The following is a 13,415-nucleotide window of genomic DNA, read 5'->3' on the forward strand; positions in this document are numbered from 1 at the left end:
TAGCCAAGGCCATCGGCCGACCCGACCTCTCGGACAGGGAGTCCCGGTGAACCGCAATCTCGACCACCCCGGCCTCACCTCCTGGCTCGACGGCGGCCCGGCCTGCAACGGCTGGCCGACCGACACGGAAGCGGGAGGCCGGACGGAGGTCTTCACCGGCACCGCGGCCGCACCGCCCGTGCAGCCGCCGCGGATCACCGTCGCACCGGCACCCTTCCCCTCCACCCACGAGCAGGCCGCCCACGAACTCTCTCTCGCCATCGCCCTGGTCCTCAACGCACCGCAGGCCGGCGCGTCCCTGAAACAGCTGGTCAACGGGTCCCGGATCCACCCGGAGGGCGCGCTCGTCCTCGCCTGTCTGCTGGCCCTCACCGGCCGGGTGGACGCCGCGCAGTTCTGGTGGCAGTTCGCGGCCGGCTCCGGCAGCACCACCGCCGCATACCTCCTCCACCTGCACCACCAGCAGGCGGGCGAGACGCGGGACGCTGCCTACTGGCGCGCCCAGGCGGAGAACCTGGCCGAGAACTCGCGGCACCGCCCCGGACCCCACCGCCCCGCCACCGCGCTGCTCCCCGAGCAGGTGCGGCACGACATCCTCGCCCGCTGCCACGACGGTCTCGCCCCCCGCCTCCCGCCCCGGCTGCAGGCCGTCCTCAACCAACTCGTCGTGGACGGCGAGGACGAGGACTTCGGCGAGATCCCCCAGCCGTCCGCCAGCCTGGTCGAGGACCTCGCCGCAGCCCGGTGACGCGACCCGGACGACGCGTCAGCCGGGTGCGGCCCAGGCGGCGCGGCCGAGGGGGCGCCGCGCGGGCCTCCGGCCGCGGGTCGCGGGCCACCGCCGCCGGGGCGGGGTGCGCCGACGCGGTGTCCGCGTACCCCACCCCACCCCACCCCGGCCGCCCGGCGCTACCTCGGATCACGGTTGAAGACCGACTTCGACCAGAGGTAGCCGAGGACGGTGAGCGCCACGCACCAGGCGACGGCGAGCCAGCCGTTGTAGCCGATCCCGCTGCCGAGCAGCAGGCCGCGCAGGGTCTCGATGGCCGGCGTGAACGGCTGGTACTCGGCGATCGGCTGGAACCAGCCCGGCATCGCGTCGACCGGGACGAAGGCACTGGAGATCAGCGGCAGGACGATCAGCGGCAGCGCGTTGTTGCTGGCGGCCTCGGCGTTCGGGCTGACCATGCCCATCCCCACCGCGATCCAGGTGAGCGCCAGGGCGACGAGCGCGAGCAGACCGAAGGCCGCCAGCCACTCCAGGGCGGTGGCATCCGTGGAGCGGAAGCCGATGGCCACGGCGACGGCGCCCACGAGGAGGACACTGGCGACCGACTGCAGGACGCTGCCGATGACGTGTCCGACGAGGATCGACCCGCGGTGGATCGCCATGGTGCGGAAGCGGGCGATGATGCCCTCGGTCATGTCGTTGGAGACGGACACCGCCGTCCCGACCACCGTGCCACCGATGGTCATCAGCAGGATGCCCGGCACGACGTAGGCGATGTACGCGGAGCGGTCGGCGCCGCCACCCATCCCCGCGCTCATCACGTCCCCGAACACGTAGACGAAGAGCAGCAGCAGGACGATCGGGGTGAGCAGCAGGTTCAGGGTGAGTGACGGGTAGCGCCGGGCGTGCAGGAGATTGCGGCGCAGCATCGTGGAGGAGTCGCGCACGGCGAGGGAGAGGGAGCTCATCGGACGGTCTCCTTGGACTGGTCGGTGCCGCCGGTCAGGGCGAAGAACACGTCGTCGAGGTCGGGGGTGTGGACGGTGAGTTCGTCGGCCGCGATGCCGGTGGCGTCCAGTCGGTCGAGGACGGCGCGCAGGTCGCGCTGGCTGCCGTCGCTGGGGATCCGCAGGGCCAGGGCCTCGTCGTCGCGGGTGACGTCGTGCAGGGCGAGGGCGGCGGACCGGTAGGCGGCCGGGTCGGCGAAGCGCAGCCGCACGTGGCCGCCGGGGATGAGTCGCTTCAGCTCGTCGGCGGTGCCTTCGGCGGCGATCCGGCCGTCGTTCAGGACCGCGATGCGGTCGGCGAGTTGGTCGGCCTCCTCCAGGTACTGGGTGGTGAGGAGGACGGTCACGCCGCCGGTGACGAGTTCGCGGATGATCTGCCACATGGTGTGGCGCGAGCGCGGGTCGAGGCCGGTGGTCGGCTCGTCGAGGAAGATGACCCGCGGGCCGCCGACCAGCGTCATGGCGATGTCCAGCCGGCGCTTCATGCCGCCGGAGTAGGTGGAGGCGGGCTTCCCGGCCGCCTCCACCAGGTCGAAGCGTTCAAGGAGTTCGGCGGCGACCCGGCGGCCCTCGCGCTTGGAGAGGTGGTGCAGGTCGGCCATCAGGAGCATGTTCTCCTCGCCGGTGATCAGGCCGTCGACGGCGGAGAACTGCCCGGTGACACCGATCGCGGCGCGCACCGCCTGCGGCGCGGTGGCGATGTCGTGGCCCGCCACCCGGGCCTGTCCGCCGTCGGCGCCGATCAGGGTGGAGAGGATCTTGACGACGGTGGTCTTGCCGGCCCCGTTCGGGCCGAGCAGCGCGAACACGGACCCGGCCGGGATCCGCAGATCGATGCCGTCGAGGACGGTCTTGTCCCCGTAGGACTTGCGCAGACCGACGACGGAGACGGCGGCCGGTGGCAGGTGACCGTCGGCCCGCCTGGGTGTGGGCATGGCGGATGAAGGCATGAGCCCTCCCGTTCGAGAACTGAAGTGACTGGGGCGTGTGCGAGGTGGCGGCGCCGGGGCTCAGCCCGCGGCGCGGAGGAGGTCGATGGCGCTCTGCCGGGCGTGGTTCTTCGGACCACGACGTCGTCGATCGTCTCCGGGATCACTGACGTCGCGAGGCCGATGACGCTATGGTGGCACCATAATGGCGCCATGCGCAAGCCTTTATGGCACCCACGCTGACATCGGCCTCGTGCCAGGCATTCCCGGGCCTCCCAGCTGCCCGGCCCTGGAGCAAGCACCCCCCAACGACCGGGCACCCCGCGCCCCGCAGCCCCTGGAGACAGCACCCGTGGCGCCTCATGACGTCTCATGACACCGGATGACACCAGATGGCACCACCCACGCGCCAGGCGATGCCACGACGCCACCCGCAGGCACCCCACCGGCCCGCCCGACATCCGCCCCGGCCCCGGCCCCCGGCCCCGGACGAGCACCCGGCCCCCGACCCGCGACCCCCGGCCCGCGACCCGCCCGCCCTGCCACCGCGCGGGTCGCGGCATAGCCTGGACGCAGGACCGGACGCGGTGCCCGTGCGAGCACCGGGCTGCCCCGCGACGCCGCCCCGCAGTCAGGAGGAGCCGGCCATGAGAAACCCCGTCGTCGTGGGCGTCGCCGCCTCCCAGTCGAGCCTGGAGGCCGTGGACTGGGCGTCGGACGAGGCCTGGCTGCGCAACGCGCCGCTCCGCGTGGTCCACGCCTGGTTCGGTGAGGCGGCACACGCTCCCGCGGGTCAGGAGACCCGGCTCAGCAAGGACGCGGGCGCCGGCCTGCTCGACGCGGCCCGCGAACGCGCCCTGCTGAGGCACCCCGGCCTCGCCGTCGTCACGGAGCTGGTGGACGACCATCCGCGGCAGGCGCTGGCGGCAGCGGCCGAGGAGGCCCTGCTCCTGGTCCTGGGCGCCCGGGGTACGGGGGGCTTCCCCCGCCTGCTGCTCGGCTCGACCAGTCTCCGGGCCGCCGGCCACGCCGCCTGCCCGGTCGTCGTCGTGCACGACACCGGGGCCGGCGCCGACGGCGGCGGCGGCGTGCTGGTGGGCGTCCAGGGCAAGGGACACGACGACGAGGTCCTCGCCTACGCCTTCGACTCCGCGCGGCGCCGGAACCTCCCCCTGTTCGCCGTCCACGCCTGGGCCTATCCGCTGGTCGCCGGGCCCGCGCACGACCTCCCGCTGGTCTACGAGGAGGCGGACATCGCCGCCGAGCACGACCGGCTGCTGGCCGAGGTGCTGGCCGGCCCGCGCGAACAGTTCCCGGACGTCACCGTCACCGCGACCGCGGTGCGGTCCAACCCGGCCCGCGAGCTGGTCGCCGGGTCGCAGACCCAGCGACTGGTCGTCGTCGGACGCCACGGTGAGCAGCGCGGACCGCTCGGCAGGCTGGGCTCGACCAGCCAGGCGGTCGTCCGGCACGCCGGCTGCCCGGTCGCGGTCGTTCCGGTCTGAGCGCCCGGCCCGCCTCGACGCCCGCAGCCCCCGGAGTCCCGCTCACCCGACGTGGACGCGGGGGCGGCGGCCGCGGTCCGGCTCGGCCTCCCGCAGCACCTCGCGGGTGACCGGCGCGACCTCGCCGTGGCCGAACAGGAAGAACCGCAGGAACTGGGCGAACGGGTTGCCCTCGGTCCACTCGAAGTAGATGTGCGGCTGCTGCCCCGTCCGGTCCCGGACTTCCATCAGGAGGGCCGCCAGGGCGTTCGGCACGCTGGAGCTCTCCAGGGTGAGCACCCGGTAGCGGTCGTGCAGGACCTCCCCGTGGACCTTCAGGACGGTCTCGAACTCCGACGGGTCGAGCACGGTGACCTCGACGAAGACCAGGTCGTCCTCGGCGGGGATGTCGTTGTCCGCCCGGATCTGGCGCTTCTTCTCCTGGTACTCCGCGAGGTCCCGGCTGTTCGGCTCGTTGGCGATCAGGCGCAGCGGGCGGTGCGTGTAGTCGCGGACGAACCGCTCGGCGGCCTCGTCGAACGCGACGTCCGTCACCCGCAGCTCGAAGGCCCGCTTGAGCCGGGAGAGCAGCGACAGCAGGATGATGCCGGCGATGAAGCAGGCACCGATCTTGACGCCGTCCGGCCGCTCGGCGATGTTCAGCGCCGTGGTGTAGACGAAGACCGCCGCGATCACCGCGAAGCCGACGGTCCAGTTGCGCTGGCGGGCCTTGTGCGCGGCGATGGTGACGGCGATCGCGGCCGAGGTGATCAGCACCAGCACGCCGGTGGCGTACGCGCCGCCCTGCGCGTCGACGCTCGCGTCGAAGAGCCAGGTCACCAGGAAGGCGATCAGGGTGAGCACGATGACCATCGGCCGCACCGCCCGCGCCCAGGCCGGCGCCATGCCGTAGCGCGGCAGGTAGCGGGGCATCAGGTTGAGCATGCCCGCCATCGCCGACGCGCCGGCGAACCAGAGGATCAGGATCGTGGCCAGGTCGTAGACGCTGCCGAAGGCGCTGCCCAGGTACTCGTGCGCCAGGTAGGCCAGGGCCCGGCCGTTGGCCTCGCCGCCGGGCTCGAACGCCGCCTTCGGGATCAGCAGGGTGGTGATGAAGCTGGTGGTGATCAGGAAGACGCTCATGATCAGCGCGGCCGTGGTCAGCAGCTTCCGGGTGCCCCGGATCCGGCCGGTCGGCCGTTCCTCGGTGTCCTCCGGATCGCCCTCGATGTGCGGCATCACCGCGACGCCGGTCTCGAAACCGGACAGGCCGAGCGCGAGCTTGGGGAAGGTGACCAGTGCGACGCCGATCATCGCGACCACGTTGCCGTGCTCGGTGGTCAGCGCGTCCGACCAGTCGGTGACCAGGTGCGGGGAGCGCGCGACCTCCCAGAGCCCGGTGGCCACCACCACCACGTTCAGCGACAGGTAGATCGCGACCAGCACCACGGCCAGGCCGATCGCCTCGCTGAAGCCCTTCAGGAAGACGCCGCCCAGCAGCGCGACCAGGACGAGCGTGATCAGCACCTGCCGGCCGCTCAGCGCGCTCTGCAGGTGCGGGTTCTCCACCAGGTGCGCGGTGGCGTCGGCGGCCGACAGGGTGATGGTGATCATGAAGTCGGTGGCGGCGAAGCCCAGCAGCGCGAGGACGAAGAGCTTGCCCTTCCAGAACGAGAGCAGCCGCTCCAGCATCGCGATCGAGCCCTCGCCGTGCGGGGACTCCTTCGCGACCCGCCGGTACACCGGCAGGGCGCCGAACAGCGTCACCAGCACCAGCACGATGGTCGCCACCGGGGACAGCAGGCCGGCCGCCAGCGCGGCGATGCCCGGCTGGTAGCCGAGCGTCGAGAAGTAGTCCAGGCCGGTCAGGCACATCACCCGCCACCAGCGGGCGCCCTGGTGCTCGACGGGCGCCTGCGCGTGCGGCCCGGGGTACTGCTTGGCCATGTCGGCCAGCCCGTCCAGCAACCACGCACGCAAGCGCTGCCGCCCCGACGCCGCGGCCCCCGGATCGGCCGAACCCGACGAAACCAAGCCGCACCCCTGTCCACCGACCCACGCCGCCTCACCGTCGGGCGACGGCAAGGCGACAGGGTATGCGGCTCGGATCATCGAACCGGGCAGCGCCGGGGCGATGTCGCCGCAATGGCGGAACACTCTCCCCCGGCCGCAGGCACACGCGGCCGCAGGAACCACCGCTGCCCGTGCCCGGCCCCGGCAGCGGGCGTCGCGGTCCCGGCGGCCGGACGGCGACGACCCGCAGGCGACCGGGCGACGGACAGCTCGGCCGGGGCGCTGCGGCGAAGAATATGAGCACGGCTCACAGCGATGATTGGCCCGTGGAACACCCGATGCGGCACAGTGGCCCCATGAGCGCGGACACGAGGAGTCACCGGGTGGCCGGGCAGGGCGGACCGGGCCGGCGGCGGCCGGTGCAGCAGCGCAGTCAGGAGCGCTACGAGCGGCTCCTGGACGCCTGCGCGGGGCTGCTCGACGAGGTCGGCGCGGCCGCGCTCACCACCAAGGAGGTCGCGCACCGCGCCCAGGTGCCGATCGGCACGCTGTACCAGTTCTTCGCCGGCAAGGAGGACCTGCTGGCGGCGCTCGCCGGCCGCAACCTCGACCACTACCTGGAGCGCCTCGACCGCCGGCTGCTCGACGAGGCGCCGACCGGTACGGCGGGGTTCACCGACCTCGCGGTGGACGAGTTCGTGGCGATGAAGCGGGCCGTCCCCGGCTTCGGCCAGGTGGACTTCGGGCTGGCCGGCGCGGCCGTGCCCGCCGGGGTCCGGGACGACCTGCACCTGCTCGACACCGACCTCGACAACAACACCGCCGTCGCGCTGCGCCTCCAGGCCCTCGGCGGCGACCTGTTCGCGACGGCCGACCCGGCGGCGCTCACGCTCGCACTGCGGGTGGCCCTGGAGGCGGCGGACGCCGTGCTCAAGCTCGCCTTCCGGAGCGCTCCGGACGGGGATCCGGCGCTGATCGGCGAGTGCAAGCGACTGGTCCGCTGCTACCTCGCCGAGCAGTTCGGCCCCCACTGACCGGGCCCGCCCCGTGCCCCGCCCGGCGACGTCGACCGGCCCACGACGACACCCGCCCCCCGCACCGGCCGCACGGCCAAGCCGTTGCGGGCCCGCCCCCGCCGCAGCAGAGTGGAAGCAGAACGGCCGCCCGCGCGGCCATCGCGACCCGAGGAGCAGACCATGCACGCAGCGGTAGGTGACCAGCTCCACATCCACAGCAGGGCGGTGGGCATGGTCGACCAGAAGGGCGAGATCATCGAGGTGCGCGGCGCGGAGGGCGAGCCGCCGTACATGGTCCGCTTCGAGGACGGCCACACGGGGCTGATCTACCCCGGCCCCGACTGCAACATCGAGCCCCGCCAGGCGCTCCGCTGACCCATCCGGCCGCCACCCCGGGCCCGACCGGCGCGGGGTGGTGAGCCACGTGTCCGAGCCCGCACTGCCCGGCCCGCTCGCCGGGCTCGCCCCGCTGCTCGACGAGTACGGCTACGCGGCCGTGGCGCTCCTCGTCCTGCTGGACAACTGCGGCATCCCCGCGCCCGGCCAGACCATCCTGGTGCTGGCCGCCGTCTACGCCGGCGCCGGGCACCTCGCCCTGGCCGCCGTGGTCGGGATCGCCTTCGCGGCCGCCGTCCTCGGGAACAGCCTCGGCTACCTGATCGGCAGCACCGGCGGCCGCGCCTTCGTCCACCGGTGGGGCCGCTACGTGCTGCTCACCCCCGCCCGGATGGAGCGCGCCGACGGCTTCTTCGCCCGGCACGGCGGCAAGGTCGTCACCGTGGCGCGCTTCGTGGACGGGCTGCGCCAGACCAACGGCATCATCGCCGGCACCACCGAGATGCCCTGGCGGCGGTTCCAGCCGTTCAACGTGCTCGGCGCGGCGCTCTGGGTGGGGGTCTGGTCCGCCTTCGGCTACCTGGCCGGGGCCAACATCGGGGCCGTGTACCGGACGGCGGTCCGGTACCAGCTGTGGCTGCTGGTCGCCGTCGGCGTGCTCTGCGCGGCGCTCGCCGCCCGGCAGCTGCTGCGCCACCGGCGGCGCCGCCGCGAGCACGCCGACCACGGCTCCTGATCCCGCGCGGTACGCCTCAGCGCAGCGGGAACACCTCGAAGGGGACGGCGAACCGGGTGCCGAGCCGGCTGCCGGCGCCCCGGCCGAAGCCCTCCAGGAACTCCTGCGGATCGGCCATCGCACCGCCCAGCCCGGCCAGGTACGCCTTGTGCTCGGCGAGCGAGGCGACGCCCTTGTCGAAGTGCTCGGTGGTGTCCACGGCGTGCCGCGACTCGGGCGAGCCGGCCGCCCAGACCGCCCGCACCCCGTTCCACGGCTCGTACCCCTCGGCCACCAGCTCGCGGAACACCCAGCGGTTGGCGGCGTCCCGGACCGCGTCCAGGGTGGCCCGGCCGACCGCGATGTGGTCGGCCTGGTTGAGGAAGACCCCGCCGTACGTCTCACGGAAGTTGCTGGTGATGACGATGTCCGGGCGGTGGCGGCGGACGGCCCGGGCGATGTCCCGGCGCAGCGGCAGCCCGTACTCCAGCACCCCGTCCGGGTGGCCGAGGAACTCGACGGTGTCGACGCCGACCACGGCGGCGGAGGCGATCTGCTCGGCCTCGCGGAGCGGGCCGCAGTCCTCGGGGCTCATCGAGTCGATGCCGGCCTCGCCGCTGGTGACCATCACATAGACCACCTTCTTGCCCTGGGCCGTCCAGCGGGCGACGGCGGCGGCACCGCCGTACTCCATGTCGTCGGGGTGGGCGACGACCGCCAGCGCGGTCTGCCAGTCCTCGTCGACGGGCTCGAACGGCTCGGGTGCCTGCTGGTCGTTCATGGTGGTGCCGCCTCTCGGTGTCGCGCTCCGCACAGTCTCCGGGACCGCACGGTGGTCATACAGTCGTACCGCTGGCGACTCTAGAAGATCACCGAGTCGATCGACCGTCGGCCACCGCCCCGGGCAGGCCGACGTACCCGGAGGACATCACTCCGGTTCTCCGCCCGCCCGCTCCGCACGCTCCCCACACTCCTCCGGGCATCACTCCGGGGCAACTTGCAGAGTGTTCTCTGCAGAGACACCTATGCAGAGAACACTCTGCACCCTACGATGGCGCCATGACCGAACACCCCGCCCCCACCGAGCCGCCGGACCCGACCGAGCCGCAGCCGCCGGCCGACCGGCCGCTCCGACGGCTGGACGCCCGCAGCCTGCGCGGGCTGGCCCATCCGCTGCGGATGCGGATCTTCGAGCTGCTGAAGCTGGACGGTCCCGCCACCGCCACCCGACTCGCCGAACGGCTCGGCGAGAACACCGGCACCGTCAGCTGGCACCTGCGCCACCTCGCCGAGCACGGCTTCATCGAGGAGGACACCGGACGCGGCACCAAGCGCGAGCGCTGGTGGCGGCGGATCCCCGTCCGCAACGAGCTGAACACCGCCGAGTTCCGGGACGACCCGGACAGCCGGGGCGCGGTGGCGCTCTACACACACGAGCTGGTGCAGCAGTACTTCAACCGCGTCACCTCCTACCTCAGCGAGGACTGGGCGGGCGACTGGCGCAACTCCGGCACCATCGCGGACTGGACCAACCTGCGCCTGACGCCGTCTCAACTCAAGGCCCTCAACGAGGAGTTGTTCGAGGTGATCGGCCGCCACACCCCCGCCCCGGACGCCGACCCGGCGCCGGACGCGCTGCCGGTCGTGGTGCAACTGCAGTCCTTCCCCCGTACGTCGCGCGGTGCCGAATGAGCGCCGGCGCCCGCGGCTCGCTGCTCCGCCGCAACCGGGACTTCCGGCTTCTCTTCACCGGCGAGGTCGCCGGCAGGTTCGGCGGCGCCCTCACCAATCTGTCGTTACCGCTGATCGCCGTCGGCGTCCTGCACGCCGGCGCCTTCGAGGCCGCCCTGCTGGTCGCCGCGAAGTGGGTGCCCTGGCTGCTGATCGGCCTGCCGGCCGGCGCCTGGGTCGACCGGATGCGCCGACGGACGGTCATGCTCGTCTCCACCGCCGTCTCCCTGGTGCTCCACCTCACCGTCCCCGCCGCCGCCGTGCTCGGCGTCCTCACCACCGGCCAGCTCCTCGCGGTCGCCGCGGCGACCGGCGCCGCCGAGGTCTTCTTCCAGACCGCGTACACCGCCTACCTCCCCACCCTCGTCGCCGAACCGGACCGCGCCGAGGGGAACGCCGCCCTGCACGGCAGCGCCTCGGCCGCCCAGATCGTCGGGCTCGGCGCCGGCGGCGCCGCCGCCCAGACCTTCGGCCCGGTCAACAGCCTGCTCGCGAACACCGCCACGTTCCTCCTCTCGCTCCTCTCCACCGCCGCCATCCGCACCCGCGAGCCCGCCCCGGCGGCACGACGCGGCGACCACCCGGGCACCGCCCCGAGCCCCCGCCCGAACCTGCGGCGCGAGGTCTCCGAGGGCCTACGCCTGATCACCGGCGACGTCTGGCTGCGCACCTTCGCCCTCCACGGGGCGCTGGCCAACATGGCCCTGATGGCCTACCAGTCGATCCAGGTCGTCTTCCTGGTCGAGCAGGCCCGTCTCTCCGACGGCGCGATCGGCGCGGTGGTCGGCGCCGCCGGTGCCGGCGGCGTCCTCGGCGCGGCCGTCGCCCGCCGGGTCGGAGCCGCGATCGGCACCGCCCGCGCCCTGATGCTCTTCCTGTTCTGGGTGCCGATGCTGGCCCTGCTGATCCCGCTGACCGGGCCGGGCGCCGGTGTCGCCTGCTACGTCCTCGGCGGTTTCGCCGTCTCGGCGGGCATCGTCGCCGGTAACGTCCTCCGGGCCACCTTCCAGCAGCGCCGCGTCCCCGCCCGGGTGCTCGGCCGGATCAGCGCGAGCGGTTCCTTCCTCAACTACGGCGCCATCCCCCTCGGCGCCCTGGCCAGCGGCGCGACCGCCTCCGCCGTCGGGGTGGTGCCCGCGATGTGGCTGGCCACCGCCGCCGTCCCGCTCGCCGCCGCCGTCCTCTGGCTGTCCCCGCTGCCCCGCCTGCGCGACCTCCCGGACGGCTCCGCCGCGCCGGCCACCCCGGCCGCCTCCCCCACCCCGGTCGGCCGACCCTGACGGGGCGGCACCCCGCCCCCGGCACCCCGCCCCCGGCACCGCGACACCGAGCCGTCCGGCGCGCCGACACCGGGCCCGCCCCGGCCCGGAGCCGTACGTTTCTCGTATGGCACGGAGCGCACGAGCCGGCCGGCTCGCACCCCCCAGCTGGATCACCGCGGGCCTGCGCCCGCAGCCCGCACCGATCCCCTGGGCGGCCGTCGCCCGCGCCGCCGTCGCCCTCTCCGCGCCGCTCGCCGTCGGTCTCGCGGCCGGGCAGCCCCAGTACGGCGCGCTGGCCTCCATGGGGGCGCTCTCCGGAGTCATCGGCGACACCGCCGACGCCTACCGGATGCGGGTCTACAACATCGCCGTCCCCCAGCTCTTCGGCGCCGTCGGCGTCACCCTCGGCACCCTGGTGTACGGGGAGGGCTGGCTCGCCGTCGTCGTGCTCACCCTGATCGCGCTGGTCTCCGGCATGATCTCCTCGATCGGTTCGGTCGCCTCGGTGTCGGGGCTGCTGCTCCTGCTCAACGCCGTCGTCGGGGCCGGCCTGCCGATGCCGGCGCCCTGGTGGAAGCCGCCGCTGCTGCTCCTCCTCGGCGGCCTGGTGGTGCTCGCGCTCACCCTGTTCGCCTGGCCGCTGCGCGGTGGCGTCCCGGAGCGGACGGCGGTCGCGCAGACGTACCGGACCGTCGCCGACTTCCTCCGGGCGGCGGGCACACCCGCGCACGACGAACGGCGCCTGGCCGTCACCCACTCGCTCAACCGGTCCTACGACCTGCTGCTCGCCCACCGCACCCGCCGGCACGGCCGCTCCCCCGGCCTCACCCGGCTGCTCGCCCAGCTCAACGCCGTGATCCCGGTCGTGGAGGCCGCCTCGGCGGCGAAGCTGCGCCCGGCCTCGCTCGGCCCGCTGCCGGACGCCTACCAGGCGGCGGCCCGGGCCCTGGCCGACACCGTCGAGCGGGGGCGGCCCGGCGAGCCGCACACGCTGGACCTGCCACCGCCGACCGGTCCCTCGGAGCGGGCCGTCGACCAGGCGCTGCGGTACGCGGCCGCCGTCGCCGGGGAGCCCGCGCCGGACCCGTTCGGCGGGGCCGACCGGCTCGGCCGCCCCGCCGTGCTGCACGTCCGGGCCCGCCGCACGGCCCGCGCGGCCCTGCTGTCCGGGGCGTCCTGGCGCTACGGCCTGCGGCTGGCCCTGTGCATCGGCGTCGCCCAGACGCTGGTCTCGGTGATCGCCGTCCCCCGCTCGTACTGGGTGGCGCTGACCGTCACCTTCGTGATGAAGCCCGACTTCGGCTCGGTCTTCTCGCGCGCCGTGCTGCGGGCGTTCGGCACGGCGGTCGGCCTGCTGATCGCCGTCCCGGTCCTCGCCGAGGTGCCGCGCGGATGGTGGGACGTGCCGACCATCGCCCTGCTCGCGATGCTGATCCCGGCGTTCTCCGCGAAGGGCTACGCCTTCCAGACCGCAGCGATCACCCCGGTCATCCTGCTCCTCTCCGACCTGCTCAACCACCAGGGGTTCGGGCTGGTGGCACCCCGGCTCTACGACTCGCTGATCGGCTGCGGGGTCTCGCTGATCGCCGGCTACCTGCTCTGGCTGGAGTCCTGGCACACCCGGATCGGCGACCGGCTCGCGGACGCCGCGGCGGACACCGCGGCCTACGTCAGGCTGGCGTTCGACGCGGACCCCGGCCGGGACCAGTCGGCCCGGCTGCGCCACCGGCGCAGGCTCTACCGCGACCTGTCCGCCGTGCGGTCGGAGTTCCAGCGGGCGCTCACCGAACCCCCGCCCACCGGGGCGCGGGCCGCCGCGTGGTGGCCGCTGGTCATCGCCGTCGAGCGGATCGTGGAGGCCACCACCGCCACCCGGGTCCGGATCGACCACGGGGTGCCCCCGCCGCCGGCGGCCGAGGTCGCCGCCATCACCCGTGAGCTCGACGAGCTCGCGGCGGCCCTGCGCGCCGACGCTCCGCGACCCGCGACCCCTCCGCCGTCCGACCCGGCCGCCGGCACCGGGCGGACCGGCGGAGAGACCGGGCCGGAGACCGGCGAGGAGTCCGGCGGAGAGTCCGCCGAGGACGGCGTGCTGGCGCCGCTGCGCCAGGAGGTGCGGGCCGCCCGGGCGATCGCCTCCCCGGGCCCGGGCTGAGCACCGGCACCCCCTCACGCGGGACGCCTCCCCCGGC

Annotated in this window: 12 protein-coding genes; 8 read left to right on the forward strand and 4 right to left on the reverse strand. The window is 74.2% G+C overall.

Going from position 1 to position 13,415, the window contains the following annotated elements; genetic code table 11:
* Positions 1 to 46: 46 nt before the first annotated feature.
* Entirely contained in the window at positions 47 to 748 is a 702-nt protein-coding gene (locus ACZ34W_RS23235; RefSeq protein WP_465606705.1) for a hypothetical protein, read from the forward strand.
* Positions 749 to 909: 161 nt separating this feature from the next.
* Here ACZ34W_RS23235 and ACZ34W_RS23240 read toward each other — a convergent pair whose 3' ends face one another.
* Together ACZ34W_RS23240 and ACZ34W_RS23245 are read right to left on the reverse strand one after the other, a co-directional pair.
* Positions 910 to 1,698 carry an ABC transporter permease gene (locus ACZ34W_RS23240; RefSeq protein ID WP_329491032.1) on the reverse strand — a complete coding sequence of 263 codons (789 nt, stop codon included), beginning with the start codon at positions 1,696 to 1,698 and terminating at the stop codon, positions 910 to 912.
* A complete protein-coding gene (locus tag ACZ34W_RS23245) occupies positions 1,695 to 2,672 on the reverse strand; it encodes an ATP-binding cassette domain-containing protein (RefSeq protein ID WP_465606707.1) in 978 nt (325 codons plus the stop codon). Before ACZ34W_RS23245 ends, ACZ34W_RS23240 begins: the two co-directional genes overlap by 4 nt.
* A gap of 641 nt (positions 2,673 to 3,313) precedes the next feature.
* On the opposite strand from ACZ34W_RS23245, the gene ACZ34W_RS23250 reads away from it, so the two are divergent.
* Positions 3,314 to 4,171, forward strand: a complete 858-nt coding sequence (locus tag ACZ34W_RS23250; RefSeq protein WP_465606709.1) for a universal stress protein — start codon at positions 3,314 to 3,316, stop codon at positions 4,169 to 4,171.
* A gap of 42 nt (positions 4,172 to 4,213) precedes the next feature.
* Here the strand turns inward: ACZ34W_RS23250 and ACZ34W_RS23255 are convergent, their stop codons facing one another.
* Entirely contained in the window at positions 4,214 to 6,097 is a 1,884-nt protein-coding gene (locus tag ACZ34W_RS23255; protein ID WP_465606921.1) for an APC family permease, read from the reverse strand.
* Positions 6,098 to 6,519: 422 nt separating this feature from the next.
* On the opposite strand from ACZ34W_RS23255, the gene ACZ34W_RS23260 reads away from it, so the two are divergent.
* From ACZ34W_RS23260 to ACZ34W_RS23270, 3 genes are all read left to right on the forward strand, one after another.
* Positions 6,520 to 7,197 (forward strand): TetR/AcrR family transcriptional regulator, encoded by a 678-nt coding sequence (locus ACZ34W_RS23260; RefSeq protein ID WP_465606711.1) that lies wholly within the window; start codon positions 6,520 to 6,522, stop codon positions 7,195 to 7,197.
* Positions 7,198 to 7,359: 162 nt separating this feature from the next.
* On the forward strand, positions 7,360 to 7,554 hold the full coding sequence (locus ACZ34W_RS23265; RefSeq protein WP_329491028.1) for a DUF1918 domain-containing protein: 195 nt from the start codon (positions 7,360 to 7,362) through the stop codon (positions 7,552 to 7,554).
* A gap of 49 nt (positions 7,555 to 7,603) precedes the next feature.
* Complete coding sequence (locus ACZ34W_RS23270) at positions 7,604 to 8,251, forward strand: DedA family protein (protein WP_465606713.1); 648 nt, start codon at positions 7,604 to 7,606, stop codon at positions 8,249 to 8,251.
* A gap of 16 nt (positions 8,252 to 8,267) precedes the next feature.
* Here ACZ34W_RS23270 and ACZ34W_RS23275 read toward each other — a convergent pair whose 3' ends face one another.
* Positions 8,268 to 9,011 carry a PIG-L deacetylase family protein gene (locus tag ACZ34W_RS23275; RefSeq protein ID WP_329491026.1) on the reverse strand — a complete coding sequence of 248 codons (744 nt, stop codon included), beginning with the start codon at positions 9,009 to 9,011 and terminating at the stop codon, positions 8,268 to 8,270.
* A 278-nt stretch (positions 9,012 to 9,289) separates the two neighbouring features.
* Between ACZ34W_RS23275 and ACZ34W_RS23280 the strand changes: the two genes are divergently transcribed.
* The 3 genes from ACZ34W_RS23280 to ACZ34W_RS23290 all read left to right on the forward strand — a co-directional run bounded on the left by ACZ34W_RS23280 (position 9,290) and on the right by ACZ34W_RS23290 (position 13,378).
* Positions 9,290 to 9,922, forward strand: coding sequence for an ArsR/SmtB family transcription factor (locus tag ACZ34W_RS23280; protein WP_329491025.1), 633 nt, complete (start codon positions 9,290 to 9,292; stop codon positions 9,920 to 9,922).
* Positions 9,919 to 11,241 (forward strand): MFS transporter, encoded by a 1,323-nt coding sequence (locus ACZ34W_RS23285; protein WP_465606716.1) that lies wholly within the window; start codon positions 9,919 to 9,921, stop codon positions 11,239 to 11,241. The genes ACZ34W_RS23280 and ACZ34W_RS23285 overlap by 4 nt, the downstream gene beginning before the upstream one ends.
* A gap of 106 nt (positions 11,242 to 11,347) precedes the next feature.
* Positions 11,348 to 13,378 (forward strand): FUSC family protein, encoded by a 2,031-nt coding sequence (locus tag ACZ34W_RS23290; RefSeq protein ID WP_465606718.1) that lies wholly within the window; start codon positions 11,348 to 11,350, stop codon positions 13,376 to 13,378.
* Positions 13,379 to 13,415: the final 37 nt, after the last annotated feature.

It is taken from the genome of Kitasatospora sp. NPDC022856, from assembly GCF_055561235.1.

Bases quoted from the DNA above. Each gene is read 5' to 3' on its own strand.
- ACZ34W_RS23240 (WP_329491032.1), bottom strand. From the start codon at position 1,698: ATGAGCTCCCTCTCCCTCGCCGTGCGCGACTCCTCCACGATGCTGCGC.
- ACZ34W_RS23245 (WP_465606707.1), bottom strand. From the start codon at position 2,672: ATGCCCACACCCAGGCGGGCCGACGGTCACCTGCCACCGGCCGCCGTC.
- ACZ34W_RS23250 (WP_465606709.1), top strand. From the start codon at position 3,314: ATGAGAAACCCCGTCGTCGTGGGCGTCGCCGCCTCCCAGTCGAGCCTG.
- ACZ34W_RS23255 (WP_465606921.1), bottom strand. From the start codon at position 6,097: ATGGCCAAGCAGTACCCCGGGCCGCACGCGCAGGCGCCCGTCGAGCAC.
- ACZ34W_RS23260 (WP_465606711.1), top strand. From the start codon at position 6,520: ATGAGCGCGGACACGAGGAGTCACCGGGTGGCCGGGCAGGGCGGACCG.
- ACZ34W_RS23265 (WP_329491028.1), top strand. From the start codon at position 7,360: ATGCACGCAGCGGTAGGTGACCAGCTCCACATCCACAGCAGGGCGGTG.
- ACZ34W_RS23275 (WP_329491026.1), bottom strand. From the start codon at position 9,011: ATGAACGACCAGCAGGCACCCGAGCCGTTCGAGCCCGTCGACGAGGAC.
- ACZ34W_RS23280 (WP_329491025.1), top strand. From the start codon at position 9,290: ATGACCGAACACCCCGCCCCCACCGAGCCGCCGGACCCGACCGAGCCG.
- ACZ34W_RS23285 (WP_465606716.1), top strand. From the start codon at position 9,919: ATGAGCGCCGGCGCCCGCGGCTCGCTGCTCCGCCGCAACCGGGACTTC.
- ACZ34W_RS23290 (WP_465606718.1), top strand. From the start codon at position 11,348: ATGGCACGGAGCGCACGAGCCGGCCGGCTCGCACCCCCCAGCTGGATC.